19 protein-coding genes, 2 tRNA genes and 1 pseudogene are annotated in these 26,853 nt (G+C 55.1%); 11 read left to right on the forward strand and 11 right to left on the reverse strand.

The features are described 5' to 3' along the window. The first annotated feature begins 9 nt into the window (after positions 1-9). The 7 genes and pseudogenes from A3841_RS00710 to A3841_RS00740 all read left to right on the forward strand — a co-directional run bounded on the left by A3841_RS00710 (position 10) and on the right by A3841_RS00740 (position 8,759). On the forward strand, positions 10-3,132 hold the full coding sequence (locus tag A3841_RS00710; protein ID WP_073850377.1) for a TonB-dependent receptor: 3,123 nt from the start codon (positions 10-12) through the stop codon (positions 3,130-3,132). A gap of 323 nt (positions 3,133-3,455) precedes the next feature. Next, positions 3,456-6,737, forward strand: coding sequence for a TonB-dependent receptor (locus tag A3841_RS00715; protein WP_235861231.1), 3,282 nt, complete (start codon positions 3,456-3,458; stop codon positions 6,735-6,737). Between the two features lie 117 nt (positions 6,738-6,854). Then, positions 6,855-6,928: transfer RNA gene (locus A3841_RS00720), tRNA-Ala, on the forward strand. Between the two features lie 43 nt (positions 6,929-6,971). Continuing rightward, a pseudogene (locus A3841_RS20550) lies at positions 6,972-7,181 on the forward strand (GIY-YIG nuclease family protein); the annotation flags it as partial. 23 nt (positions 7,182-7,204) lie between these two features. Continuing rightward, positions 7,205-7,275, forward strand: a tRNA-Pro gene (locus tag A3841_RS00730). A gap of 188 nt (positions 7,276-7,463) precedes the next feature. After that, positions 7,464-7,898, forward strand: coding sequence for a DUF2267 domain-containing protein (locus A3841_RS00735; protein WP_073850378.1), 435 nt, complete (start codon positions 7,464-7,466; stop codon positions 7,896-7,898). 78 nt (positions 7,899-7,976) lie between these two features. Next, the gene (locus A3841_RS00740; protein ID WP_073850379.1) at positions 7,977-8,759 is read left to right on the forward strand and encodes a hypothetical protein; all 783 of its coding nucleotides are present in this window, start codon (positions 7,977-7,979) and stop codon (positions 8,757-8,759) included. Between the two features lie 71 nt (positions 8,760-8,830). Here A3841_RS00740 and cysK read toward each other — a convergent pair whose 3' ends face one another. The 6 genes from cysK to A3841_RS00770 form a co-directional block, all read right to left on the reverse strand. Then, the gene (cysK, locus tag A3841_RS00745; RefSeq protein WP_073850380.1) at positions 8,831-9,748 is read right to left on the reverse strand and encodes a cysteine synthase A; all 918 of its coding nucleotides are present in this window, start codon (positions 9,746-9,748) and stop codon (positions 8,831-8,833) included. Between the two features lie 22 nt (positions 9,749-9,770). Continuing rightward, entirely contained in the window at positions 9,771-10,604 is an 834-nt protein-coding gene (gene epsC / locus A3841_RS00750) for a serine O-acetyltransferase EpsC (RefSeq protein WP_073850381.1), read from the reverse strand. A gap of 147 nt (positions 10,605-10,751) precedes the next feature. Beyond that, positions 10,752-11,456: a hypothetical protein gene (locus A3841_RS00755; protein WP_139307847.1), complete on the reverse strand. Its 705-nt coding sequence runs from the start codon at positions 11,454-11,456 to the stop codon at positions 10,752-10,754. 550 nt (positions 11,457-12,006) lie between these two features. Further along, the gene (locus A3841_RS00760) at positions 12,007-13,179 is read right to left on the reverse strand and encodes an MFS transporter (protein ID WP_073850383.1); all 1,173 of its coding nucleotides are present in this window, start codon (positions 13,177-13,179) and stop codon (positions 12,007-12,009) included. Between the two features lie 203 nt (positions 13,180-13,382). Then, on the reverse strand, positions 13,383-13,883 hold the full coding sequence (locus A3841_RS00765; protein WP_073850384.1) for a hypothetical protein: 501 nt from the start codon (positions 13,881-13,883) through the stop codon (positions 13,383-13,385). A 21-nt stretch (positions 13,884-13,904) separates the two neighbouring features. Continuing rightward, entirely contained in the window at positions 13,905-14,381 is a 477-nt protein-coding gene (locus A3841_RS00770) for a hypothetical protein (protein WP_073850385.1), read from the reverse strand. Positions 14,382-14,496: 115 nt separating this feature from the next. Here A3841_RS00770 and A3841_RS19850 point away from each other — a divergent pair, with 115 nt between their 5' ends. Beyond that, on the forward strand, positions 14,497-16,491 hold the full coding sequence (locus A3841_RS19850) for a peptidylprolyl isomerase (protein ID WP_083610101.1): 1,995 nt from the start codon (positions 14,497-14,499) through the stop codon (positions 16,489-16,491). Between the two features lie 165 nt (positions 16,492-16,656). Here A3841_RS19850 and A3841_RS00790 read toward each other — a convergent pair whose 3' ends face one another. Both A3841_RS00790 and A3841_RS00795 read right to left on the reverse strand, forming a co-directional pair. Then, positions 16,657-17,316 carry a thioredoxin family protein gene (locus A3841_RS00790; protein WP_073850386.1) on the reverse strand — a complete coding sequence of 220 codons (660 nt, stop codon included), beginning with the start codon at positions 17,314-17,316 and terminating at the stop codon, positions 16,657-16,659. A gap of 452 nt (positions 17,317-17,768) precedes the next feature. Next, positions 17,769-18,695, reverse strand: coding sequence for a DUF1684 domain-containing protein (locus A3841_RS00795; RefSeq protein ID WP_073850387.1), 927 nt, complete (start codon positions 18,693-18,695; stop codon positions 17,769-17,771). 272 nt (positions 18,696-18,967) lie between these two features. Between A3841_RS00795 and A3841_RS00800 the strand changes: the two genes are divergently transcribed. Both A3841_RS00800 and A3841_RS00805 read left to right on the forward strand, forming a co-directional pair. Then, positions 18,968-19,348, forward strand: coding sequence for a DUF6334 family protein (locus A3841_RS00800; protein WP_073850388.1), 381 nt, complete (start codon positions 18,968-18,970; stop codon positions 19,346-19,348). Positions 19,349-19,481: 133 nt separating this feature from the next. Continuing rightward, positions 19,482-20,054 (forward strand): sugar O-acetyltransferase, encoded by a 573-nt coding sequence (locus tag A3841_RS00805; RefSeq protein ID WP_073850389.1) that lies wholly within the window; start codon positions 19,482-19,484, stop codon positions 20,052-20,054. Between the two features lie 255 nt (positions 20,055-20,309). On the opposite strand, the gene A3841_RS00810 is transcribed toward A3841_RS00805, so the two are convergent. The 3 genes from A3841_RS00810 to yidD all read right to left on the reverse strand — a co-directional run bounded on the left by A3841_RS00810 (position 20,310) and on the right by yidD (position 23,764). Next, a complete protein-coding gene (locus tag A3841_RS00810) occupies positions 20,310-21,005 on the reverse strand; it encodes an ABC transporter ATP-binding protein (RefSeq protein ID WP_073850390.1) in 696 nt (231 codons plus the stop codon). Positions 21,006-21,056: 51 nt separating this feature from the next. Next, positions 21,057-22,532: a DUF5687 family protein gene (locus A3841_RS00815; RefSeq protein WP_073850391.1), complete on the reverse strand. Its 1,476-nt coding sequence runs from the start codon at positions 22,530-22,532 to the stop codon at positions 21,057-21,059. Positions 22,533-23,542: 1,010 nt separating this feature from the next. Beyond that, a complete protein-coding gene (gene yidD, locus A3841_RS00820; RefSeq protein ID WP_073850392.1) occupies positions 23,543-23,764 on the reverse strand; it encodes a membrane protein insertion efficiency factor YidD in 222 nt (73 codons plus the stop codon). A 94-nt stretch (positions 23,765-23,858) separates the two neighbouring features. Here yidD and A3841_RS00825 point away from each other — a divergent pair, with 94 nt between their 5' ends. Next, entirely contained in the window at positions 23,859-26,192 is a 2,334-nt protein-coding gene (locus tag A3841_RS00825; protein WP_235861232.1) for a S46 family peptidase, read from the forward strand. Positions 26,193-26,853: the final 661 nt, after the last annotated feature.

Genomic DNA, 26,853 nt, shown 5'->3' on the forward strand with positions numbered 1-26,853 from the left:
TTAGGCATTATGGGACTTTTTTACAAATTACTGATAATTTGCTGCTTCTGCTTACTGCAGGCACAGCCTGTAGGGGCACAGGGCACCACCACCGCCGCCATGAACGGGGTAGTGCGGGACCAGAGCGGCATGGCACTGCCTGGTGCAACTGTTATAGCTGTACATACCCCCACCAACACGCAATATGTAGCTGGCACCAACACGGATGGCTATTATAATATCCAGAACATGCGCGTCGGCGGCCCCTATACCGTTACCACCTCATACATCGGCTACCAGGAGCAGCGGGCGGAGAACGTGACGCTCTCGCTTGGCCAGACGGCGCGCGTAGACTTTGAGCTTGTGGAGAGCGCCAGGCAGCTGGGGGAAGTGGAGATCGTGGGCGAACAGGACGATGTGTTCAACCAGAACCGCACCGGCGCCGCCACCAACGTGACGCGGGAGCAGATCGAGAACCTGCCCACCCTTAGCCGCAGCCTCCAGGACTTCACGCGCCTCACCCCACAGGCCTCGGGTAACTCCATCGCCGGCTCCAACAACCGCTACAACAACATCACCATCGACGGGGCCGTGAACAACGACGTGTTTGGCCTGTCAAGCAGCGGCACCCCGGGCGGCCTGGCGGGCACACAGCCCATCTCGCTGGACGCCATACAGGAGATACAGGTAGTGGTAGCCCCTTACGACGTGAAACTCGGCAACTTTACGGGAGGCGGCATTAACGCCGTGACCCGCTCCGGCACTAACACGTTCTCCGGCTCGGTGTATGGCTTCGGCCGTAACGAGAACACGATAGGCAAGTCCGTGGAGGGCCCCCGCGAACGGGCAGACGAGTTCAGCAACTACCAGTACGGGGTGCGGATAGGCGGCCCGATAAAGCAGGACAAGCTGTTCTTTTTCTTTAACTACGACGCTACCCGCTTTGAGGAGCCGGTTCGGTTTGCGCCAGGCTCGGCGGAGTCGCAGATACCGCTGGATGTGGCCCAGGAGCTCGCTGATTTTGTGCAGAGCAGGTATGGCTACGATGTGGGCTCCTTTGGCCGGATAGACCGCCAGACGCAGAGCGACAAGTTCTTTGGCCGCCTGGACTGGAACATCAGCGACAAGCACCAGCTGACCCTGCGCCACAACGTGGTGGATGCCTTTGATGACAACATCTCGCGCAGCAGCGACTTTATCCGCTTCGGCAACAACGCCTATCGCTTTAACAGTGTTACCCACAGCTCCGTGCTGGAGCTCAACAGCCGCTTCTCGAACGAGTTCTCCAACAACCTGATCATCGGCTATACCCGCATCCGGGAGGACCGGCAGATACAGGGAGCGCTGTTCCCGCAGATCACCATTTTCGACCCGATCGCCGATTTTGAGTTCGGCTCGCAGCGCTCCTCCACCGCCAACGAGCTGGACCAGGACATATTCGAGTTCACGGACAACTTCACCTACCTGCTGGGCCGCCATAACTTCACCTTGGGCACACACAACGAGTTCTTCAAGTTCCGCAACCTGTTCATCAACAACCTCAACGGCCGCTGGGAATTCAACAGCCTGGAGGATTTCTTCAACGATAATCCGCGGCGGGTGCGCGCCACCTACTCCCTGCAGGAGAACGACCCTACCCCGGACGCCGAGTTTAACGCCATGCAACTGGGATTTTACGTGCAGGACGAGTATACTTTCTCGGAGCAGCTAAAGCTGACCCTGGGGCTGCGCCTGGACATACCCGTATTTCCGGACAAGCCGCAGCGGAACCTGGCCTTTGAAAACGACTTCCAGGGCATCTATCCCGGCCTGACGACCGACCGCACCCCGAGCGGTGAGCTGATGTGGGCACCCCGTTTCGGCTTTAACTACACCCCCACCGAAGACCGCACGCTGCAGCTTCGCGGCGGCACCGGCATCTTCACCGGCCGCGTCCCCTTTGTGTGGCTCTCCAACCAGTTCATCAACACGGGTACCATACTGGGCACCATAGACCGCCGCAACCCGGATGCTTTCGTGGAGGATGTGGGTGAGTTCATTGATCCCAGCATTCCGCAGACCTTTGAGATCAACGTGATCGCTGATGAGTTCAAGCTTCCGCAAGTATGGCGCAGCAACCTGGCAGTGGATTATACTTTACCCTATGAGATCTTCCTGACTGTGGAGGGTATCTACTCTAAAACCCTGAACGACGTGGTGTACAAGGACCTGAACCTGGTGGCGCCATCGGGCACCCTGCCCGGCGGCCCCGACAACCGCGAGGTGTACCCCGACGACCGCCGCATCAACGAGAACTATACCAACGTCATCCTGCTGGATAACACCGACGAGGGGTCCCGCTACAGCATCACGGGGCAGCTGCGCAAAGATTTCTTCCAGGGCCTGAAGACAACCCTGGCGTATACGTACGGCAAGTCGAAGGATGTGAACAGTGGCACCAACTCCACCGCCCTCTCCAACTATGAGTTTAACCAGATCGTCAACAACCCCAATGACCCGGAACTCTCCTACTCCCGCTATGATGTGCGCCACCGGATAGTGGGAAGCGCCGGCTATACGTTCCGGTACGGCACCGATGACAGGTTCGCCACCGGGATCTCGCTATTTTATGAAGGGCAGTCGGGCCTGCCGTTTACGTACTTGTATAACGGGGACCTGAACCGCGAGGGCAACTTCGCCAACGACCTGATCTACGTGCCGCGCAGCCAGAGCGAGATCAACCTGGAACCCTTCACCTCCGGAGGCCTGACCTTTTCGGCGGAAGAGCAGTGGGAGGCGCTGGACGATTTCATCTCGAACGATGATTACCTGAGCGACCGACGCGGCCGGTACGCCGAGCGAAACGGGGCCCGTATGCCCTGGACACACCAGGTGGACCTGCGTGTTTTTCAGGACTTTGTGCTGCAGGCAGGCGACAACCGCCACACGTTCCAGGTAACGTTCGATATTTTTAACGTGGGCAACCTGCTAAACCGCGACTGGGGCCATGAGTTCTTTGTCAACAACGAGGCCAACGAGATCATCCGCTTTGCCGGCCTCGACGATGCAGGCAACCCCACCTTCACCTTTAACCCCGGCAGCGTGCGTTACAACACCGCCCCTTTTGCCTCGCGCTGGCAGGGGCAGTTGGGGCTCCGGTATCTGTTTAACTAACTACACCTCTAAATGAAGCTCAAAAAGGCGGGATCACTCCCGCCTTTTTTATTTCAAAGTGATCATTATGATGCAGTAAGGTCAGAAAATGGCTTTAAATCAGACCAAGGCAGTTTCTGCCTTTTTTTAATATTTAGTTAACATCATTGTTGGGAATTATCCCCCCTAAGGGCTTACCTTTGCGGTCAAAAAATCAATCAACCCACTTTATGAAAAACTTTTACAGTATTCCGCAGCCTATACTTAGCAGTAGGTGTAGCCGGGAGCAAAGAGTTACAACCAAACATTACCAGGATTTCCTAAAGAAATTCTTACTCTCCACAATGTTCATGTTGTTATACGTGGCTGGGGTACAGGCCCAGGTAACAACAAGTAGCATCAATGGTACCGTGAAGGATGCAAGCGGTGCGGCTTTGATCGGCGCGACTGTAAGAGCAACGCACCAGCCGTCAGGTACAACCTATGGCGCTACCACCAACACAGAGGGCCAGTTCAACATCGCCAACATGCGCGTGGGTGGTCCTTATGCCGTAGAAGTAAGCTATATTGGCTATCAGGCTAAAAGCTACTCTGACATCACACTGCAACTGGGCCGCCCCTACACACTCAATGCTTCTTTGGCAGAGTCAGGCGGCATGCTGGATGAGGTTGTTGTAAGCGCAGACCGTTCTTCTGTTTTCAATGCAAACAAAACAGGCGCAGCTACAAACGTAGGCACGCAGCAGATCGAGTCGCTTCCAACCATCTCCAGAAGCCTCACCGACTTCACACGCCTGACGCCGCAGGCGAACGGCAACGGTTTCGCCGGTCGTGACGGACGTTTCAACAACGTGCAGATTGACGGTGCCAACTTCAACAACGCCTTTGGCCTTAGCGGCAACGCGCTGCCAGGCGGTAGCTCACAGCCTATCTCCCTGGATGCGATCGAGGAGGTTCAGGTAAACATCGCCCCTTACGATGTGCGTCAGTCTGGCTTTACAGGTGCTGGCGTAAACGCCGTAACGCGTAGCGGCACGAACAAATTCTCTGGTTCTGTCTATACTTTCTTCCGCAACCAGGATATGATCGGCACCAAGGTTGGTGACCGTGAGCTGCCGGAGCAAAACGACAACCAAAGCGTTACCTATGGTGCCCGTTTAGGCGGTCCGATCATTAAGAACAAACTGTTTTTCTTTGCCAACTACGAGCACGAGAAGGAGACCTTCCCGGGCATTACCTGGCTGGCCTCCCGCCCTGGCCTGACTGGTCCTAACGTGGCAAGAACAACTGCCACTGACCTGGAGAGAGTTCGTGAGCACCTGATCAGCAACTATAGCTATAACCCAGGTGCCTATGAGAACTATGCCAATGAGTTCGCCAACGAGAGCAACAAGTTCCTGGTACGTTTGGACTGGAACATCAGCGAAAAGCACAAATTCACCATCCGTTACAACCAGGTGGTTGGCACAAGCGATCAGGTTATCAACGGCAACTCCGGCCCTAACCCACGTTCTTCGTCTAACCGTGTGAGCTCCAGCTCCCTGGCATTCGAGAAATCCAACTATGGCTTCGAGAACACGGTTCGCTCGCTTACTGCAGAGTTGAACAGCACCCTTTCTGCCAAGCTTTCCAACCAGTTCCTGGCAACTTACAGCCGCATTCAGGACACCCGTACAGCAAACGGAGAAGATTTCCCGCTTGTTGATATCTGGGAAGGCGGCGACCAGTACATGAGCTTTGGTACAGAGCCGTTCACAAAGGGTAACGATGTGATCAACAACAACTACTCTTTCATCAACAACCTGACTTACCTGGCGGGCAAGCACACCATCACAGGAGGTGCCAGCTTTGAGCTGCTGAAGTTCGGTAACAGCTACCAGCGTTTCGCTACTTCTTATTACCGTTATGCTTCTGTTGATGATTTTATCAACAACGCGAAGCCTACTTCCTATGCCATCACTTACCCATACGAAGGACAGGACCCCTATGCGCGTGTGAATTTTGCAACAGCGGGCCTTTACCTGCAGGACAGGTTCTCAGTTAACAACCAACTGGACATTACACTGGGTGTACGTGGCGAGCTTCCGCTTTACCTCAACGACCTGACTGCCAACCCATCTATTGACAACCTGGTACTGCTGGATCCGGACGGAAACGAGAAACAGTACTCCAGCAGCACCTGGCCAAAATCAAAAGTGCTGCTTTCCCCACGTGTTGGCTTTAACTACGATGTAATGGGCGACGGATCGCTGCAACTGCGCGGTGGTACCGGTATCTTCTCTGGCCGTATCCCATTTGTATGGCTGACAAACATGCCAACGAACGCCGGCGTACTGCAGAACACGTTAGAGCCGGTTAAGGCAGATGTACTGGATGTAATCCGCTTCAACCCAGACCCTATGTACTGGGTGAACAATGGTCCGTCTGACGTGTTCATTAAGTCTCCAAAGGCCGGTGCCCCAGGTAGCTTTGCACTGGTTGACCGCGACTTTAAAATGCCACAAGTATGGAGAAGCAGCTTAGGTGCTGACTACGCTATCCCGGGTACTCCGCTGGTAGCGATTGCTGACTTCCTTTACACAAAGGATATCCAGGGAGTCTACCAGTTCAACGCGAACAGAAAGCCAGCCCCTGGGCAGCTTAACAACTCTGGCGATACGCGTGACTTCTGGAACAACCATAAAGACGCCGATGGCAAGGACGTTAACTTCACCAAGTACAACCCTGCAACCGGTGACGCGATCGTGTTGACAAACACAAAGAAAGGTGAGTCTCTTTCTGCGACCGCCGGTCTGTCATTGCCTTCAAGAGGCGGCTTCTTTGGCTCTGTGTTCTATACGTATACGTATGCTAAAGACATCACTGGCAACCCGGGCTCTAACGCTGGCTCAGCCTGGTCTAACAACTACTCCATCAACGACCCGAACGAGCTCCTGATGGGTATCTCCCAGTTTGCCATCCCTCACCGTGTGGTAGGTAGCCTTTCTTACCGTAAAGAGTATGCCAATCACCTGGCCACTACCTTCTCGATGTTCTATGAAGGTGCTCACCAAGGTCGCTTTGCCTATACTTACAACGGCGACATCAACAAAGACGGTGTGAGCAACGACCTGCTGTACATTCCGAGCAACTCCTCCGAGATGATCTTCAAAGACATCAAAGACAAAAATGGTGTTGTTGAGTTTTCAGCCCAGCAACAGCGTGAGGCATTCGACAGATTTGTTGACAACGACAAATTCCTGAAGGACAGCAGAGGCGGCTATGTAGAGCGTAACAATGGCCTGCTGCCTTGGCTGCACAGATTCGACGCCAGATTACTGCAGGATGTGTTTGTAAACATCGGTGAGAACCGTAATACATTGCAGCTGAGCGTAGACGTGAAGAACATCGGCAACATGATCAACTCTGACTGGGGCACTTACAAAGAACTGAACAGTGGTTCTCAGTACAACTATGGCCTGCTGAAGGTGGCTAGTGTGTCTGCTGAAGGCATTCCATCCTTCAACATGATCACGGTGAAGGACGATGACGGCAACACGATCCTGCCTGATTCTCCTTTCCGCGATACCTTCAGAACATCTAGCACCTGGAGCATGCAGGTTGGTCTGCGCTACATCTTCAACTAAGAAGTATAAAGTACTCACTACGAAAAGGGGCAGCAGTAGCTGCCCCTTTTTCTTTTACATATTTTTTGACAGATGTTTTGCATCTAAAATATTTGTGCTATTTTTGTGCTCACAAACGGGGGATTAGCTCAGCTGGCTAGAGCGCTTGCATGGCATGCAAGAGGTCATCGGTTCGACTCCGATATTCTCCACGAAGGCAACTGCGAAAGCGGTTGCCTTTTTCTATTTTTGCCCATGCCATACTTCACTTACATCCTTCGCTCCGAAAAAACCGGCCGCTACTATGTCGGTAGCTGCGGCGACATGGATACGCGCATCGCGCAGCATAACTCTGGCAGAAACAAATCCACTGGTTCTGGAGCTCCGTGGCAGCTTATGTACCTTGAGCCTTTTGCTACACGTAGCGAGGCGGTAAGGAGGGAAAACGAGGTTAAAGCAAAGAAAAGCAGAAAGTATATCGAATGGTTAATTAGCTCCGCTGGCTATAGCGTCCCGAAGGCTTTCGGGAAGGTCATCGGTTCGACTCCGATATTCTCCACAGAAGGCAACTGCGAAAGCGGTTGCCTTTTTTGTTTTGCTCTCCGGGCCGAGCCTCAACCTTACTTTAACACCTCTGCCTCCCTCCTCAATATCTCCTTCCTTTCACGGCTTATACCTTGCTTCCTAAAACTACCCCACCCCGGTGCCGTACCTATAGGACTTGTTTCACTAAAAAAGGAGGTAGCTATGGCTTTTAGCTTTGAGGAGAATAAGAACGAGGCGATCAATCTGCTTAAGAAAGTGGCGGAGGAGTTAGGCACAGAAGACCTGAACCAGGCGGGCCGCGTATTCCGGGCCGTGTTGCAGGCCATTCGCGACAGGCTGCCTGTTAACGATGCGATTCATTTTGCCGCCCGGCTGCCTATTATCTGGAAGGGCATTTACTATGACCAGTATAACCCGGCTCAGGTGCCCGTAAAGATCCGCGACGGACAGGAGTGGATAGACTTTATCCGGAGCAAGAACGCATTCGCCGCCAACAACGACTTTATCACCGACAGTGACATCATCAAATCATTCCAGTCCGTGTTCAAGGCGCTGCGCCACTGCGTTCCGTCAGCCGAGCTGCACAAGGTAAGAGAGGCCATGCACCACGACATTCAGGAATTGCTGGAAGTATAAACCAGCCTAACCAAAGTATAAAAGGTGCCGTTTCCATACTTATACCGCAGAAACGGCACCTTTTATGTATTCTAAACTATGAGAAAAATCTATATCGCCCTTATCTCCATACTTATACTTAGCGCCTGCAGGCAACAGGAGTCGGAACTAACCTCGGCCGCCATAACAGCACAGCCCGCAGCGCAGGACACCTTGCAAGACACCATAGCGGCAGCCCCGGAGACGCCTCCCCTGCCCAGCTGCCAGACAGAGGCCCCACTGCTGCTACCCCCCGACACAGCAACCACAGACGCCGGCTTGGTAAAGTACCTGCAGCAGCTGGAACAGGCCGTACAGACGCAAAACGCAGAGCAGCTACAGGAGCTGGTGGACCCGAACATCAGGACGGGCTTTGACGAGAACGGCGGCTGGAGCAGCTTTGCCGGGCAGTGGCAACCTGATAATCCCAGCTCGGAAGTATGGCTGCTGCTGCAGCACCTGCTGCAGCTCGGTGGCGGCTATCCCGTCGAAAACAACCGGCAGGTGTACGCGCTGCCCTACGTCTACAGCAACTGGCCGGATTCCATAGACGCCTTTATGCATGTGGCCGTGATCAGGACGGGGGCCATACTTCGGGAGGAGCCTGTGGCGAACGCCCCCGCCGTTTGTACCCTTAACCAGGTTATCCTGAAGGTAGACTACGGCAAATCGTACCCGGAGGGAGCGCCGCAGAAGGAGTGGTGGCACGTGCAGAGCGCCGATGCCCAGCTGCAGGGCTACCTGCACCGCTCCGACGTGCACAGCCCGGTGGGGTACCGCGCCATCTTCAACAAAAACAAGAAAGGCAACTGGCGCATGACGGCCCTGGTAGCCGGCGACTAAAGTATGAAGTATAAAAAGGCCGGCCGTATACTTTAGCGGCCGGCCTTTTTATACTTCGACTGGGTTTATACTTACACGAACAATCCCTCTACAGACAGGTAGCGCTCGCCGGTGTCGTAGCAGAAAGTTAGCACCCTGGATCCTGCCGGGATTCCCTCTTCCAGCTTTTTATTCACAGCCGCCAGCGCCGATCCGGATGATATACCTATAAAAATGCCCTCTTCGCGGGCGGCGCGGCGGGTAAAGTCATACGATTCATCCTGCTGCACCTGCACCACACCGTCCAGCAGCGTCGTGTCCATGATGGAAGGAATAAACCCTGCTCCGAGGCCCTGCAGCGGGTGCGACCCTGGCTCTCCGCCGCTCAGCACCGGCGAGGCAGTGGGCTCTACAGCGTATACCTTCAGGCTCGGAAACTTATCTTTAAGCACCCTGGCTACGCCCGTTATGTGGCCGCCGGTGCCTACCCCGGTGATCAGGTAATCCAACCCGTCGGGGAAATCCTCCAGGATCTCCTGCGCGGTGGTGTCGATGTGGGCCTGGGTATTGGCCTCGTTGTCGAACTGCATGGGCATCCAGGCATTGCTGTTCTCCTGCAGGATCTCCCGTGCGCGGGCAATGGCGCCTTTCATCCCCAGTTCGCGCGGCGTAAGCTCCAGGCGGGCGCCGTAGGCAGTCATCAGGCGGCGGCGCTCCACCGACATCGACTCCGGCATCACCAGGGTAATGTCGTAGCCTTTTACGGCGGCCACCATGGCCAGTCCCACGCCCGTGTTGCCGGAGGTTGGCTCCACAATCATGCCCCCTTTCGTGAGTTGGCCCTTACGCTCGGCATCCTCCACCATGGCCAGGGCGATGCGGTCTTTTATACTTCCGCCGGGGTTGCTGCGCTCCAGCTTCATCCATACTTCCACATCCTCTTTAAACAGCTTGTTGATGCGCACATGAGGGGTAGCCCCAATGGAATCCAGTATTGTGTTGATCTTCATACTTGCTTTGCTTTATACTTTGTCAGATGGAAAAATTGATCAGGTTGGCAGGTTCTTCGGAACGACGCACGTGTATCTGCGGGCGGTGGTACACACGCGAGTGGGGCGGCACGCTCTCCGTGAGCCACACGTTACCACCGATGATGCTATGGGCCCCCACCACCGTGTTGCCGCCCAGGATGGTAGCGCCGGCATAGATAACCACATGGTGTTCGATGGTCGGGTGGCGTTTGATCCTGGCCATGGCCTTGTCTACGCTCAGGGCCCCGAGCGTGACGCCCTGGTATACTTTCACGTGGTTGCCGATACGGCTGGTCTCCCCGATCACCACGCCCGTGCCGTGGTCGATGCAGAAGTGGGTACCGATCCGGGCGCCGGGATGTATGTCGATGCCGGTGCGGGCATGGGCGTACTCGGTGAGCACGCGCGGCAGCAGCGGTACCTGCAACTCGTAAAGCGCATGCGCCATCCGGTACATGGCCACCGCCTTAAAGCCCGGGTAGGTCCGGATCACCTCCTCTATACTTCGCGCGGCGGGGTCGCCCTCGGCAATGGCCTCGGCATCCATCAGCAGCAGTTCGTAAATGTGGGGCAGTTCCTGCATCATCCGCTCCGACACCTCCTCAGCCGACGTGGGCAGCTCCTGCTCCATACTTGTCAAGATGCGCATCATGTTCGTTTTAAGGCCACTGCTGAACGCCTCCAGCTCCTGCACCGTTTCGAAGCGCACATCGGCCAGCGGCGGAAAAAGCAGCTGCAGCACCCCTTCCACCAGGTTGCAGATGGCAGAGGCCGGCACCTGGTGCTTGGCCCGGTGGTGGCGCTTGAATAAGGTGGTTAAGAACTGGTTATCCATGATCCTCTTAAGAACGTATGTTGGTATTTCGTGTTCTAAGCTCAACAAAAAAAGGAAGGTTTTGTTGGGTGATGCCTGCGCACAGACGCGGTAGGCAACAAAAAAAGGGAGCCTTCTCCGGCTCCCTTTCCCTTCTGCTCCTTTGGCTTATATTTCCTCGCGGCAGAACTCGATCACGTCGATGGCTCCGCCGCCGCTGCGGCTGCTCTCGTTGCCAAACACCACGCGCAGCTTCACCACGCCCGGCGTATCCACGCGCAGGCGGGTGGCACCGTAGGCGCCTGTTACCGGCAGCTCCATCGTTTTTAGCAGGTTACCGTCCTTGTCCAGCAGTTCCAGCCTGGAGCCAGCTTCCTCCTCGCTGATGTCGAGCACGTGCAGGCCCTTGAGGTTGATGCTGCCCATGGCCGAAAAGTCCATCTCGATGCGGCTGCCCTTGGTATAGAGGCTGGTTGTTTTGCCATTGCTGCTCCCCACGCTCAGCACCTGACCCATGGGGCGCATGGCAGCCGGGCTTGGTGTTCTGAACTGCTGGTTCTTGCGGTCCGGGGCGCTGGTGTCGAACAGCAGCGCCGTATTCTGCTCTGCGTACCCGCCATTGCTCAAGCGGTAGTGCGCCGCAACTCTGACCGGCGTGTTCTGGCTGTAGACCGTGGTGATGGCACCCCTACTTGCCTCCGTAGGGCTATACTCATCAAACTCAATGATCTCGCAGCTGGAGGGGTCGGTGCCAAAGTTTTTGCTCTGCGTGGCCGCCAGCGGGTCCACTTCCGTTTCTTCCGTTTTATCGCAGCTCATCAGCACGACTCCAAACACACAGCAAACCAAGGCATTAAAAGTAAACTTCTTCATACTACACAATTTTAATTATTCCGATACTATACCTACACGCAAACCTCTCCCCCGCTGCCCTGATCAAAGAAGCAACAATGCCAGCAATAACAAGCGTATTTTGTTTTTAGACGGGATGTAAGAGAACTGTGATGTGGTGATTTGTACGAGGCTTCCTCAGAAACGGCTAAAATAAAGTACAATTTTTTCTGCCGGATAGGGGCTTTAGAATGAGATTCATACTATATACACGGCTCAAACGGATGTAAAACCCGCACAGGAAAGAATTTACCGGATGTGAGGATTCTCATTTCGCAAAGGTATTTGGTTTGTGCAGGGAGATGCTTGCTGTTATGTGGTAAAAAGCCGTGCAAGCATGTTCCAATCAGCCTGTACAAGTATAAATTTCCCCTGTTGGCAAAGGCTAAGCGCCAGGGATGATACAGGCAGGTAATAGCCGGCAGCCGGCAAGTATAGCAGGAAAGCCCAAGCCGGGAATGAGCGGCGGCAGGCAGGTATGATCTTACAGTTTGATCAGGCTGCCGAATGTCTGATCAGCAGCAGCCGCACTTTATACTTCTTTCTCCCTCTTTACCACTAACACCAGGTACAGAAACGCCAGCAGCGAGAAAACACCCGACGCCCAGAACACCAGGGTAAAGTTGCTGCTTTGGTTAGCATAGAGCCAGCCTGAACCAAGCGCCCCCAAACCAATGCCCGCCTCCAGCGCAATATACATGGTGGCCATGGCACGGCCGCGGTGCTCGAGGTGGCTCAGGTCGATCGTCCAGGCGTAAATGGTGGGTGAGTTCATGCCTGTGGCTACCCCGAACAGCACCCCCGCCAGCAGCAGCCCCGTATCCGTGGTCACCAACCCGATCACGAGCATCGCCAGTGTCAGGAGCGCGGAGCTGACGCGCAGCACAGCCACGCGGCCATACTTGTCGGAGGCCCTGCCGGCCAGAAAACGAATGGCCAGCGAGGAGAGCGTGAAGGAGGTGAAGAAAAGCCCTTTGTTCTGGATGCCCAGGTGCGTGCTGAAATCGGGGATGATGGTGAGGATGGTGCCAAAGCCGAAGGAGGTGAGCAGCATGACCAGCGAGGGCGCCAGCACCCGCGGCTCCAGCACCTCGCGGCGGTTTATGCGCAGCAGGCCCAGGCTGAATTTCTTTGGATGGGATACTGTCTCCTGCATGTGCCAGATCACGGCCACTGATAGAAAAGCCGCTGCCGACGAAGTATAGAACATCACATTAGCCGTGTACTCACTCGCCAGAAGTCCGCCCAACGCAGGCCCCGCAGCCATGCCCAGGCTCCCTGAAAGGCCCAGCAGCCCCATCGCCTCGCCGCGCCGCTCCACCGGCACCAGGTCGGCCACGTAGGCCGAGTTGCCCGTGGGCGTGAAACCTGTGGAGAAGCCGTGGACGAAGCGCAGCAGCAGGAAAGCGCCCACAGAGGCGACCAGCGGGTACAAAAGGCCCGCCAGCACACAGACCAATCCCCCCACCACCATTACCGGCACACGCCCGATCTGGTCGGCCAGTTTGCCGCTAAAGGGCCGGGAGAGGCCAGCGGTAAGTGCGAAAAGTGCGATGATGAGGCCTTTATACTCCTCGCCCCCTAAACCAGCCAGGTAGTCGGGCAACTCCGGGATGATCATGTTGAAGCTGGAGAAAAAGAGGAAGGCACTCAGGCAGAGCAACCCGAACTGCACCCCATACACACGCTTTGTCTGTTCAGCCATAGTCTATACTTCAGGCCGCAATTTGGCAAAGGTTTGGGTTTCGTGCTAATGAGGAGCGGAGGATTTGGGCGTGCAGCAGTATGGCCGGAGGCTGGCACCTGGAAAGTATAGAGAATAATTCCCGGCCGTAAACAGGCAGGCGTAGGTTTACGCTGTCAGGAGATTGGGAAGTATACTTTACTTTCCTGCATTCCTAAAAAAAATCACACCTGCATAGCCGGCGAAGTGGGGGATGGTTTTACGCCGTTGATCATGATGCCCTGCTCCAGGGCTGCCAGATGGATGCTCCGTGACACATGGCGGGCTACGTCCGGCTTTTGTATGGCGCTCAGGCGCATTTTCGTTACATTACCTCCCTTCAGCATAAACTCGATCACGTACTCGGTGATGTGCAATTCCTGTATCTGCTGCCACTCCACCACTTTCTCCGTGCCCAGTAGGGTCAGGCGGTACACGATGCGGTCGGGCGTCATGGAGAAGAAGGCATCCTTAAAGTGCAGCATGTCGGTGCCATAGGCCAGCGGGAGCAGGCCCAGGAGCACCATTGCGCCGCTCGCTAGGGCCCAGCCCTCGCGGAACAAGTCCATCCACAGGAACTCGCGGAGCAGCGCGTACCCGCCCCCAAGCACCAGGAACAAACCAATAAGGAGCACTGTCCTTTTAGTGGACCGCAGCTGCTTGCCCGGATACAGATTTACGTACATATCGTTAACCTTGGGATGTTTTTAGTGGATTTCTATTCCTTTTAAGCGTGCCGTTTGCAGCACCTGTTCCTTTACCTGCTGCAGTACCCGGTCGTTCTGTATGTGCTCCAGGCTTACCTCATGCTCCTCCACATTCTTTAATACGAATAGCACTTTATACATGTTTATTTTAATATAATCAACTTCACCCCACTCAAATTCCTGCTCCGCCTGCATAAAACGGGGGCGGTAACAGACTCCTTCGTCGTGGAGGGTGAGGTGCCGGCGGTAGTGCGGATTCCGGTCCAGCCAAACGCTGAAAACAAAGTATGCGGGCACCAGCAGGCTTAGCAGAAGTAGGAGCACCAGCGCCGCGGAAAAGGTCTGAGAGAAGAAGATGTACAGCAGCAGCACAAACTGCAGGGCCATAGCCGCGAGGGCAAGCAGCATCAGGCGCTTCTCCGAGCGGGGCTTTATGGTATAGGCATCTTCAAACAGTCTGATGCTGGTGTCCTGCATAAGGTATGTCGTTTTCAGTCTAAAAATATAAAAACCTCCTTATATATCAAAGTTCCTACGCCTGCTGCATATCGGCGCATTTTAGTAACTTAAAGCGCCAATTAGAATTTACCCCATGAAAATACGCTATACCTGGCTGCTTGCCCTGGGTACGCTGGCCTCTTGCCAGTACCTTCCCCTGCAGCGCAGCACCACCCATACGCTACAGCCCTCCAACAATAAGTTCGGCGATGTAACCCTGCAGGAGATTTATACTTTGCAGGATGAGCGCAACACGCTTGAGCTGCTGCCATACCTCAGCAACCCCACCACCGCTTACCGCCGCCACGCCGCGCTGGCCTTTGCCTCCGTGCAGGATACCGCTGCCCTGGACGCCCTGCAGGGCATGCTGGAAGACTCGGTTGCGTCTGTGCGGGAAGCCAGCGCCTATGCCCTGGGCCAGATAGGGCATAAGCGCTCCGAGGCTGAGATCATCAACAGGATTAGTGAGGAGCAGAACCCGCAGGTGCAGGCGCAGCTGCTGGAGGCACTGGGAAAGGTGGGCACAGCCCAGGCCGCTGATTTTCTGGCCACCTACAAAGCCGCTACCCCCGATGCCCTGGCCGGGCAGGCGTGGGGCATGTACCGCCTGGGCCTGCGCCAGCAGCAGAGCCAGCAGGTGGTGCAGAAGGCCGTCGAATTACTGTCCCCCAACACCATTTACGAGGCCCGCCTGGCCGCCGCACACTTCCTGGCCCGCACCCCCAAGCTGGACCTGACCCAATACCGCCTGCAGTTGCTGAACGCCGCCACATCCGACAAGGCACCGGAGGTGCGCATGGCTACCGCGCAGGCCCTGGCCAAGGTAAGGGCGCTGGACAAGGCTACTTTCCTGTCCACCATCGCGCAGAGCGACCCCGATTACCGCGTGCGCCTGAGTGCGGTGCGCTCCATGAGCGGGCTGGAGTTCCCCGAGATCAGCAAGGCCGTACTGGCCGCGCTGCAGGACCAGAACGTGAACACGGCCGTGGCCACCTCGGAGTTCCTGCTGGCCAACAACGCCGGGGTGCCGGCCCAGACGCTGCTCAACGTGCTGCCCAACCTGCTCGATGCCCGCGTGCGCAGCAACGTGATTTGGGTGATCCTGAAGAACAGCCAGGTGCAGAACCGCGTGTACCTGAACCCACGCTACAAGCAGCAGTTCCACAACGCACGCACCGCCTACGACAAGGCGCACCTTTTAAAGGCCCTCTCCGGCGACGTTAACAACCATGAGTTTATAGCCGAGCAGGTGTTTGTGGCCGAGGAGCCCGTGATTGCCACCACCGGCATGGAGGCCCTGATCCTGATGCGCCAGCAGCGGGATTTCCCGAAGCGGCTGGAACCTGCCTTTGCCGATATCTTTAAACACGCCGTGGCCTCTGGCGACGTGGCCCTGGTGGGCATGGCCGCCGCCGCCATCCGCGACCCGAAGCTGAACCTGCGCAGCCAGTACGGCAACTATACTTTCCTGAGCCAGGCACAGGAGAAACTGCAGTTGCCCCGCGACATGGAGACCAACATCGAGCTCCAGAAAACCATCGACTACCTGAGCGGCAAGCAGGAAAGCCAGACACCCCAGAACCCGTTTACCCACCCCATCGAATGGGAGCTGGTGAAAACCATCCACAGCAACCAACAGGTACTGCTGCGCACCGAGAAAGGAAGTATAACCCTGCAGCTTTTCGTGGAGGATGCCCCCGGCTCGGTGGCTAACTTCGTGGAGCTCGCGCAGCAGGATTTCTTCAACGGTTTATACTTCCACAGGGTGGTGCCCAACTTTGTGGCGCAGGGCGGCGATAAGCGCGGCGATGGCTGGGGCAGCTCCGACTACTCCATCCGCTCCGAGTTTACCCCGATGCATTACTACGAGGGCTACGTGGGCATGGCCTCCGCCGGAAAGGACACCGAGAGCAACCAATGGTTCATCACCCACTCCCCCGCCCCGCACCTGGACGGCCGCTATACCATCTTCGCCAAGGTGATTGACGGCATGGATGTGGTGCACCGCCTGGAGGTAGGCGACAAGATTGTGGATGTGGAGGTGCTGGGCCTGCAGCCCGCGGTAACAAGTGCGGCAGAGGAGTTGTAACCGGTGTTTTATACTTTATGCTGATGCAGGAAGTATGGACTGAGGAACTGTCGGCGGCGCAGGTTGCCCGGCATGCAGACAAGCGACAGGAAGAGACGCACGGAACAAGGTAAAAAGAAAGGCTGCCCGGTAAAGGCAGCCTTTTATACTTTTGGGCGCAGAGGCTTACGAGCAGCGCTCCACCGTCATGTCCTCAGGCGCGGTGAGTTTAGACCAGTCGTTGATCAGGCCGATAAACTCCTGCTGCAGCGTACGGCTCCTGTCTTTGGCGTACCAGCCGTGCAGCTTCTCGGCAAACTCGTTAAACGGAAGGTTCTGCTCCTTCATTTCCATGTACAGTTTGTGGGCAGGCTCCGGGCGCGGCCCCCAGGTTCCCAGCACCTCCATCGTGTCGGTCTTCAGGGCGATGAGCTTGGGAATGGAGCGGCCCCCGTTGGTCAGGTAGGCATCCATCACATCCAGGTTTTCATCGCGCAGCAACAGTTTCACCTCCACAAGCGGGGAGGCATCGGCAATCTTCACGATGGCGGGCAGGCACTGAGCCGCATCGCCACACCAGGCCTCCGTCAGCACCACCCACGTCATGGGCGTCTGCACGCTCAGCATCACCTGCACCATCTCGTCCCCCAGCACGGTCTTCTCCACACGGCGCATGCGGTGCAGGTTCATGCGGGTATAGGCCACCATGGCCTCAGAGTGGTCGTTGCCGCTAGTCTTGTTCTCGGCCAGCAGCTTATCGATCATCTCGCGGTACTGTACATAAGTGATAGCCTTTTGAAGGTGCCCGGAAGTGATAACTGATTTTGCCGTTGTCGTATCTTTCATAATTTTTTCTTCTTTCTTCTTGATCAGGATATTGTCTTAATTATATATAACGAATCCAAAATTGAGTTAGTTCCGCCCGCGCAGGTTCATCTTTGCAGGATGGGTCAGGCTGTTTTCGGTATCCGCCAGGAACAACAGCTGCCGGCAGCCATACTTTTGCCGTTCACATTGACTATGATCGGTACGGCCACAAACATCCTTGCCTGGTTTTTGGTGTCCGGCAACACTGGCACCGGGTAACGCTACAGGTACGAAACAGGCAGGAGGCGCAAAAGTTATCCGGCCCAAAGCCCACGGCAGCGGCGCAGGATGGTAAAGGCTCCGGTTATACTTTATACTTTAGAGACTACCAAAGTATAAAATTAGCGCCGGGCACAAGCGGACGCTTGCGCCATAACTCTCTAACTTTCCAACTCCCCAACTCTCTAACTCCTCAACTCTCTAACTCTCTACTATTCCTCGCTTTTCTCGCCGGCGGTTACGCTGATGGGCAGGAAATTCTGCCTTGGCGGCAAGGGGCAGGTGGCGTAGCCGGTAAACGCGCAGGGCGGCGTATAGGCTTTGTTAAAATCGATGTAGGTGATGCCGCTGCTGTCGGGTTTGGGCATGTAAAGGTAGCGGCCCGAGCCGTAGGTGTCGGTGCCGTTGGTTTTATCGGCGAAGATGATGAAAAGCTCCTCCCCTTCCTCCAGCGCATCGAGGCGGTACTGCTGGCCCTCCACGGTAAACACCACCGCTCCCGGCGAGGGCTCCTGCGAGGTTTGCCCCAGCACGTTGGTGATCGGGATCTGCTTTGGCAGCGGGTTCTGCTCCAGCCGGGCCTCCAGCCTCCACTCCGGCTGCACCGGGTAGCGCTCCAGGCCCGCGAAGTTTCTGCGTGCCTCGCTCTCCGCATCCCACAGCCTTACCGCAAATTTGTCGCCGCGCTTTATCACCACCCACTTCAGGGAGCCGTGGCGCATTACGGCAGGTTGCTCCATGCCAGCTGTGTACACCTCTGCCTCCTGCCGCACCGGCTCGCCATCCAGGGTTATTTCAGCGGTTTCACTGATCTGCAGCTTCACCACATCCCCTTCAAGTATAAAACTGCCTGCCTGGGCCGCTATCCTATCTTTCGGGAACACGATCTTATTGCCCTCGGCACTGCCGAAGCTGTTGCTGCCCGGCTCCAGCCAGTATAAACCGGCCAGCGCCAGCCAGCCGTCTTCCTTCTGCAGGTTCTCTACCCGCCTGGCATGCCACGCATCTATACTTGCCACATAGCTGGAATCAGTTTCCATCGCGGTCTCCACACTTTGTGCTTCGATATCGGTTTTTTGCTGGGAGCAGGAGGTAAGTATAAAGCCGGCCAGTGCGGCGGTGATCAGCAATTTTTTCATGGTGTTGGCAAATGGGTTGTATGGGATGCAGGTAACAAAGGTAGGAACTCTGCTTTTGAATCGCACTTAAAATTGGATTTACTCACCTCCCCTTTGTGCAGAAGCAGCCGCCCCTCCGGCCCCGCATCGGTCCCTGTTGGTGCTGCGCGAGCAAAAGCAGTGCACCTGGCGAAACGGGTTCCGGGCGTCATCAGCCCACCGTAGAATATGACACCCCTTGCTTAGATGCAGCTATAGGTCGGCAAAGTATAATCCTCTATCTTGGAAAGGAAATGGAAAGCCTCACAGATCTCGACGCACTTAGCGGAAAAGAAGTAACCCAGGCCCTGGCGCTGCACGACCTGACGTATGGCTGGCTGGAGCAGGTGCTGTTCCGGGTGGAGGAAGTATGGCTGGCAGTGCGGGTAAACGCGGACACGGACGAGATCATACTTGCCATACTTCCGGAGCTGGATACGGAAGCGCTGGAGCGGCAGTTCAGCTTCACCCAGATTGCCAACCAACGCAAAACAATAGCCTGGCTCCGGCGCATGACCAACCAGTACGGCTACGAGGACGGCTTTCAGCTGGCGTTCGACGATGCAGAGGGCACGCATGTGCAGCTGCTGGCGGAGGCCTCGCAGTTGAGGCTTATTGTTTTCCGGGAATACTGATAATCTATACTTTAGAACCTATGCACAGGCACCCACTCCCTGCCGGTGCGAGCTTACACGCGCCCCAGCGTAATTGGTATAATCCATACGCCCACGTCAACGTAAGAGATTAAATCCCATTTACACCTAATCCATGAGAACCGAAAAAGAAAAAATGCTGGCCGGTGAGCTGTACGACCCGCTGGACCAGGAATTAGTTGACGACAGGCTGCGCACCAGGCTGCTTTTAAAAGAACTCAACGACAGCCGGGAAGACCAGGTAGAGGAACGAACCCGCGTTCTGAAAGAGCTGATTCCGCAAGCGCAGGCGGGGCTGTGGCTGCAGCCGCCCTTCTACTGCGACTATGGCTACAACATGGTGGTGGGCGAGCGGGTATTCTTTAACTTCAATTGCGTGGTGTTGGATGTGGCGCAGGTAACCATCGGCAGCAGAACGATGTTCGGCCCTAACGTACAGGTTTATACCGCCACCCACCCCATCAACCATGTGGAGCGGTCCTCAGGCGTGGAGTATGCCAAGCCTATTTCCATTGGCGAGGATGTGTGGGTAGGCGGCAGCGTGGTGATTTGCCCGGGCGTACGTATAGGCAGCCGCTCGGTGATCGGGGCGGGCAGCGTGGTCACCCGCGATATTCCGGACGATGTGTTTGCTGCCGGTAATCCGTGCCGGGTCATCCGGCATCTGAAAGAAGACGCGAACGGGTAATTATACTTTAAGCAAGTATTCTACGATACAGGCACAAGAGGGAAAGTGTCCCCTTGAGGGGACTACAGGGGTGTAAAGCTACGGAGCGGGCTGCTAGTGTGTGCAAAACGGGTGAATCTGCAGGTGTAAACACCCCTGTTGTCCCCTCAAGGGGACAATCTGCTCTTACAAAATATCCCGAAAGTATAAAAACAAGAGCCGGTGCAGGATTAAGCCTGCATCGGCTCTTGTCTGAAGTATAACTACCAAGCCAGACTACACGGTAAAGTATGTTTCCAGCTCGCGCAGGGTGTTTTCGTTTGTCTGCATGTCCTGCACCAGATGGCCTTTCTCCAGTATCATGATGCGCTCGCATACTTCAATTACGTGGCTCAGGTCGTGGCTGGAGATGAGCATGGTCATGTGCTTCTGCTCGCGCAGGAGGCGCAGCAGGTTCTTCAGGCGGATCTGGGAGCTGGGGTCGAGGTTGGCGAAAGGCTCGTCCAGGATCAGCAGCTCGGGGTTGGAGAGCGCGGCGGCGGCAATGCCGATCTTCTTCTGGTTGCCCTTCGAGAAGTCGCGGATATACTTGCGCTGGTTCAGGATCTCGTCATTAAAAAAATCCATAAACGGCAGCAAGCGCTCGCTTACGTCGCCGTCCGAGAGGCCGTGCAGGTCGGCTATGAACTTAAAGTACTCCTCCGCCGTCAGGTAATCGATCAGGAAGCCCTCGTCCAGGTGCGAGCCGGTGTATACTTTCCAGTCTTCGCTCTGCGCCACGTTCAAACCTTTTGCGTATACTTCGCCCTTGCTTGGCCGGATCAGGTCCAGGATCATGCGGAACAGCGTGGTTTTGCCCGCCCCGTTGTTGCCCACCAAGCCCACGGCCTCGCCGGCTGCAATCGTCAGCTCCGGAATGTTCACCACTACCTTGCCGCTGTATACTTTCTCGATGTTCTTTATCGCTATCATGTTGTTCTTTTATCAATGATGAAACCTCTGATTTATACTTTTATACTTTGCCTACTGCTGCCTGAAGCCGGTAGCCAGTTTATACTTGTGCTTCACAAACCAACTGGCCGACCACCGCAGCAGCTGCTTCTGCATCGCAAAACCGACCAGTCCGATCAACCCGATCGCGGCCACGCCTATATAGGGTGCTCCCATAAACTTAAAGGGCAGGTAGAGTAGCATGGGGATCAGAATCATCGGGACCATCATGATGAACCGGGAGGCGCCTACCCCCTGCCAGTTAAAGGCCGAGCCCTTGCTCAGGTCCAGGCGGGAGGTGTTGTAAACGGAGAAAAAGAAGATGAGGAACACGTTAATCCCGATGTTAAAGAGCAATGCGGCCGTGTTTATAAGTATGATTTTGTAGCCAAACAGCCCGTAAGGGAGCGTCAGCAGGTAAGACAGCACCGCAACGGGAACAAAAATCCAGAACTTGGCGGCGTAGAACTGGTATGGCGAAATGCGGCGGGTAAGGATGGCATCGAAGTGGGCGCTCTGCCAGCTCGGCACAAACTGCCCGTAGCTAAAGATCGGCATACCCGTAATCATGATTCCCACGAAAATCAGTATCGCGAAATCATCCATGTACTTTTCGTTACGGTAGAAAATGAGGCCGTAGAAGAGGAAAAGCACCGACATCGTAACCAGCGACTTTGAGCGCTTGTGCCGCCAGATCAGTTTCAGTTCCAGTTCGATCAGCTTTCCCAACTCCCCGAAGCGGCTCAGGAAGGCGATGCCCCTGCCCTCTGCCACAGTCTGCCGGCGCACCGTCAGCTCCTCGGGGTAGGTATGGGCTTTGAGGTAACTGTAGTTCAGCAGGTAGGCGCCGGCCACCAGAAACACCGGCACCACCGCCAGCCAGGGTTGCTGCAGCACCGCCGCAAAAACAGCCTGCGACACCTTGTAGAGCGAGAACACATCCAGGTAATCCAGCAACATCAGCCCAGCCACTACCAGACCAAACAGCAGTGTAAGCACAGGCTTGGTACTGAGTTGCCGCTTAAAGTATAGCAGCAGGAAGTTATTGAAAAACGTAAGGCCGAGGATGGCGAACAGCCAGGCCAGCGCGGCTCCCGTGCCGTACTCCGGCATCACACCCATTATCATGAAGGGCACGAAGATCAGCAGGAAAAGCAGGTTAAACATGCTGGGCACCGACTTCAGCAGCAAAAAGTGTATCAGGTTGCGCTTGTGCAGCGGCAGGTGCAGGTAAGGCTGCACCGCCAGCACCGGCAGCTCCTGCAGCAGAAAACGGAAAAACAGGTCGATGAGGAAATAGAACAGCAACGCGCCATTCACCACCGCCACTGCCGACTGCCCCGGCACCACCTCTGCCAGAAGCTTGTGCAACGCAAAGCCCAGGACCAGGAAAATGGCCCCAAAGTATAAGATCAGCAGGCCCATGATGATGTTGAGCACCAGCCCCTTCTGGAAGACAGAGGAACGGTAGTTTGCTTTCCATTGGTGTGAGAGTAAGGTTAGAAGCATAGGGTTGACTTGTGAGTATATCGTTTTCTAAATATGCCCAGAAGTATGCTCTTATTCAAGCGCAACCGACCTTTTTTAGACTAACCCATGAAAAACTTATACTTACAAGGTTCCGTCTCCGATGAATAAGTACATGGGAGGTCTGGGAATCCTCAGGATCAGTAGCTGTAGTGGCGGTCGAACTGCTCCTAACCCCTCCTTGGCTAAGGAAGGGAATTATCACCCCTCCCCAACCCTCCCCTAAGAACAGGGGAGGGAGCTTTTGCAGTACCAAATCAAACCACCCCTACCCCTCAGAGCTGCGCTCGCTACCTTCGAACTCTCGTTCTCGGTAGTCCAAGGAGGGGAACTCTGTAACTGCTATAACCAAAGTATAAATTCTATAGCCGCTGTCCTCGCGCGGACAGGTCGCGACCTGTCCCTACAAAGTATAAACCCACCCCAACCCCTCCAAGGAGGGGAATTTATACTTATTAGTATGCTTTCCTGTCATCTCGAGCAGGGCGAGAGATCTCTCATTTCATTCGAGATGACAGTAAGGCCGTAGCTATCGAACTGATTCCAGCCTTTGGGTTGAGCGCCTATGCGAGTTTTTCCGGTGCCGAACGCTAGTGAGGCAGCCCGAGGCACGAGGGCAGGAAAAGCTCCCAGCGCGATGCCCAAAGGCGAGGCCTCCCGGCCTTGAGGGAGCCAAAGTATGAAATGAAGCGAGACGCTTGTAAGACTGAGGATCAGCGGCAGCTAGTAAAGATAGCTTGTGTCAAAATGCAGGAAGCGGCGGCTCAAGGAAGTATACAATGGCACAAGCGGACGCTCCGAAACTTTCAGCTTGCGCCAGGGAAAGTATAAAGTAAAGTATAGCAGCAAGTATGAAACTATGGCTTTTCAAGCCAGTCAAGTTGCAAACTCGACCTCATCGTAGGATACAAGTCTGAAGACTTGCACCATGGAAAAAGACAGTTATAAATTATAGCTCAAGTATAAAGTATACCTATCGAAGTATAAAGAAACTACTTCACCGGATCATACCCGCTTCCGCCCCAGGGATGGCAGCGCCCGATGCGCTTGAGCGCCAGCCAGCCGCCTTTAAACGGGCCATACTTGTTCACCGCGTCCACGGCGTACTGCGAGCAGGTAGGCGTATAGCGGCAGGCAGCCGGCGTGAGCGGCGAGATCATGTGCTGGTACACCCACACCAGGGCAAGTACGACTTTTTTTAATATCCAGGTCATAGCTACTTTGCGGCAGAGACCGCGTATGATTTACAGCAAAAGGCGGCAAGTTTTGCTAAATTTGCCACGGTTTAACTAATCTAAACAAATTTCCATGTTAAAAAGAATCCTTTCACTCCTCCTTTTAGTCTCGCTGAGCACGCCGTTCGCGGCCAAGGCAGACGAAGGTATGTGGTTGCCGATGCTCATCAAGCGTCTGAACTACACCGATATGCAGAAGCAGGGACTTCAGCTGACAGCCGAAGAAATCTACTCTGTCAATAATTCGAGCCTGAAGGATGCCATCGTGCAGTTCGGTGGCTTCTGTACCGGCGAGTTCGTCTCCCCGGAAGGTCTGCTACTCACCAACCACCACTGCGGGTACGGCCAGATCCAGTCGCACTCCACGCCTGAAAAAGATTACCTGACCAACGGTTTCTGGGCTACTTCCAAAGACCAGGAGCTGCCAAACGAGGGCCTGTTTGTGGACATCCTGCACTACATGGACGATGTGTCGGCCAAAGTTCTGGAAGGTATCGACAACAACACGCCGGAAGAGCAGCGCGCCCAACTGATTGCCCAGCGTACGCAGGCACTGGCCAAAGAGGCTTCTGAGAACGGCAAGTACGTAACGTATGTGCGTGATTTCTTCAATGGCAACGAATTTTACCTGTTCGTCTACAATCGGTATACCGACGTGCGCCTGGTAGGTGCTCCGCCATCTTCTATTGGTAAGTTCGGTGGCGATACGGATAACTGGATGTGGCCACGCCATACCGGCGACTTTTCGATGTTCCGCGTGTACATGGCGCCGGATGGCTCTCCTGCCACGTACAGCAAGAGCAACGTGCCTTACAAGCCAGCCCACCACCTGCCCATCAACATCGGCGACAAAGATCCGGGCGACTTTGCCATGGTTTTTGGCTTCCCGGGCCGCACCAAGCGTTTCATGACCTCGCACGGCCTGAAACTGGAAGTAAACCAGCTCAACAACTCCCGCATTAAGCTGCGCGAGAAAAAGCTGGATATCTGGAAAAATGAGATGGATAAGAGCGACGACACGCGCATCAAGTATGCCTCCAAGTATGCCTCTACCTCCAATTACTACAAATACTCCATCGGCCAGAACGAAGGTATCAAGCGCATGCGCACTATCGAGGGTAAAATTGCCGACGAGGATAAGTTCCAGTCCTGGGCCAACGCCGACGCCGAGCGCAAAGCTACCTACGGCAACGTGATGAGCGACATTGCTGACGCCTATGCCACCATCGAGAAGTATAACCTGGGCTCGGTGTACCTGAACGAAGCCGTGCTGGGCACGGAAGCGCTGCTGATGGCTTACCGCCTGACGCCGGTTTACAACGCCCTGAAGTCGGGTAACGCGGCCGCTGCCAGGAAAGCAGCTGAGGACGTAAAACCGCGCGTAGACGCTTTCTTTAAAGACTACCACCTGCCAGCCGACAAGAAGGTGTTTGCTGCTATGATGAAGGCCTACCACGAGGACATCGCCAAAGACCAGCAGCCAGAAGCCTTCAAAAAGCTGGTGCAAAAGTATAAAGGCAACTTCGAGAAACTGGCCGACCACGTATATAGCAACTCCATTGTGGTGAACGAGCAGAAACTCAACAGCTTCCTGCAGAATCCAACCCAAAAGGCGCTTGATAACGACCCGGCTTTCCAGATCGTGAGCTCCATTGTGGACAACTACAGAAACAACATCGCACCGAAAGTAGCTGAAAGCGAGGCCAAACTGGCCAAAGCCAACCGCCTGTACGTAGCCGGCCTGCGCCTGATGAACCCGGACAAAGTATTTTATCCGGATGCTAACTCCACCATCCGCCTGAGCTACGGTTCCGTGAAAGGCTACAGCCCGCAGGATGGGGTGGAGTACAGCTACTATACTACCCTGGAAGGCACTATGGCCAAGGAAGACCCAAGCAACGAGGAGTTCATCATTCCGGCCAAGCTCAAGCAGCTGTATGAAGCCAAAGACTACGGCCGCTACGCCAACTCCAAAGGCGAGCTGGTGGTTAACTTCATCACCGACAACGACATCACGGGCGGCAACTCCGGTTCTCCGGTGATCAACGGCAAAGGCGAGCTCATCGGCCTGGCCTTCGACGGCAACTGGGAAGCCATGACCGGCGACCTGGTATACGACCCGGACTACAAACGCTGCATCAACGTGGACTCGCGCTACGTGCTCTTCCTGATCGAAAAGTATGCCGGTGCCACCAACCTGATCAACGAGATGACGATCGTGGACGGCGAGAACCCAGGCCCAAGCGAAGCTGCCACAGCTAAAGCAGAAGAAGCCGCCACGCCGCAGGCCGAGCTGCTGAAATCAGTTGTAGAAGAGGCCCGGCAAAACCTGAAGCAAGGCAAAACCGAGTTTAAGGTAGATAAGAAACAAGGCAAAGCCAGAGTTAAACTGCAGGTGAAGGACTAAGCATCTGTCTTGTTAAAGTATAAACATCGGCGCTGGGGCATCCTCAGCGCCGATGTTATTTTTATGCTTTTTTCATAATACCAATCTGCAATTTTGTGTCCATCTAAGCCATACTTGCTGATGCTATACTTTATACTTGTCTGAATCAGGATTTTCAGGATGAAGGGATCAACAGGATTTTATACTCCCCCGCTCTCTGGCGCAAGTCTCCAGACTTGTGTCCTTTAATGATATCGAGTTTGTAACTCGATTGGCTTGAAAAGCCATATTTATACTTGGGCTATACTTGCTAAGTATAGAGTCCGCTTTCCCCTTTCTTGTCATCCTGAAAGGATCTTGTGGGCAAGCTGCATAAGCTTATTTTACTTCTTTTAGATTGACTGTAGTTATTATACATGTCGTTTATACTTTCCATAGCCGCTGCTTCCTTCCACTTGAGGCAAGCTATCCTTTCTAGCTGCCGCTGATCCTCTAGTTCCCATATACCTACCGTTGCACCTCCGGCTTTGGTGCTCTCAAGCCCGAGAGGGCTCGTTTTCCCGCTCGGCGCTGGGAGCTTTTCCTGCCCTCGTACCTCGGGCTGCCTCACTCACGTTCGTCACCGGAAAAACTCGCATAGGCGCCTCACAGAAAAACTGGGTATCATTCGATAGCCGCTGCT

Source organism: Pontibacter flavimaris, from assembly GCF_001907195.1.
In the GTDB taxonomy this organism is placed as follows: Bacteria; Bacteroidota; Bacteroidia; order Cytophagales; family Hymenobacteraceae; genus Pontibacter; species Pontibacter flavimaris.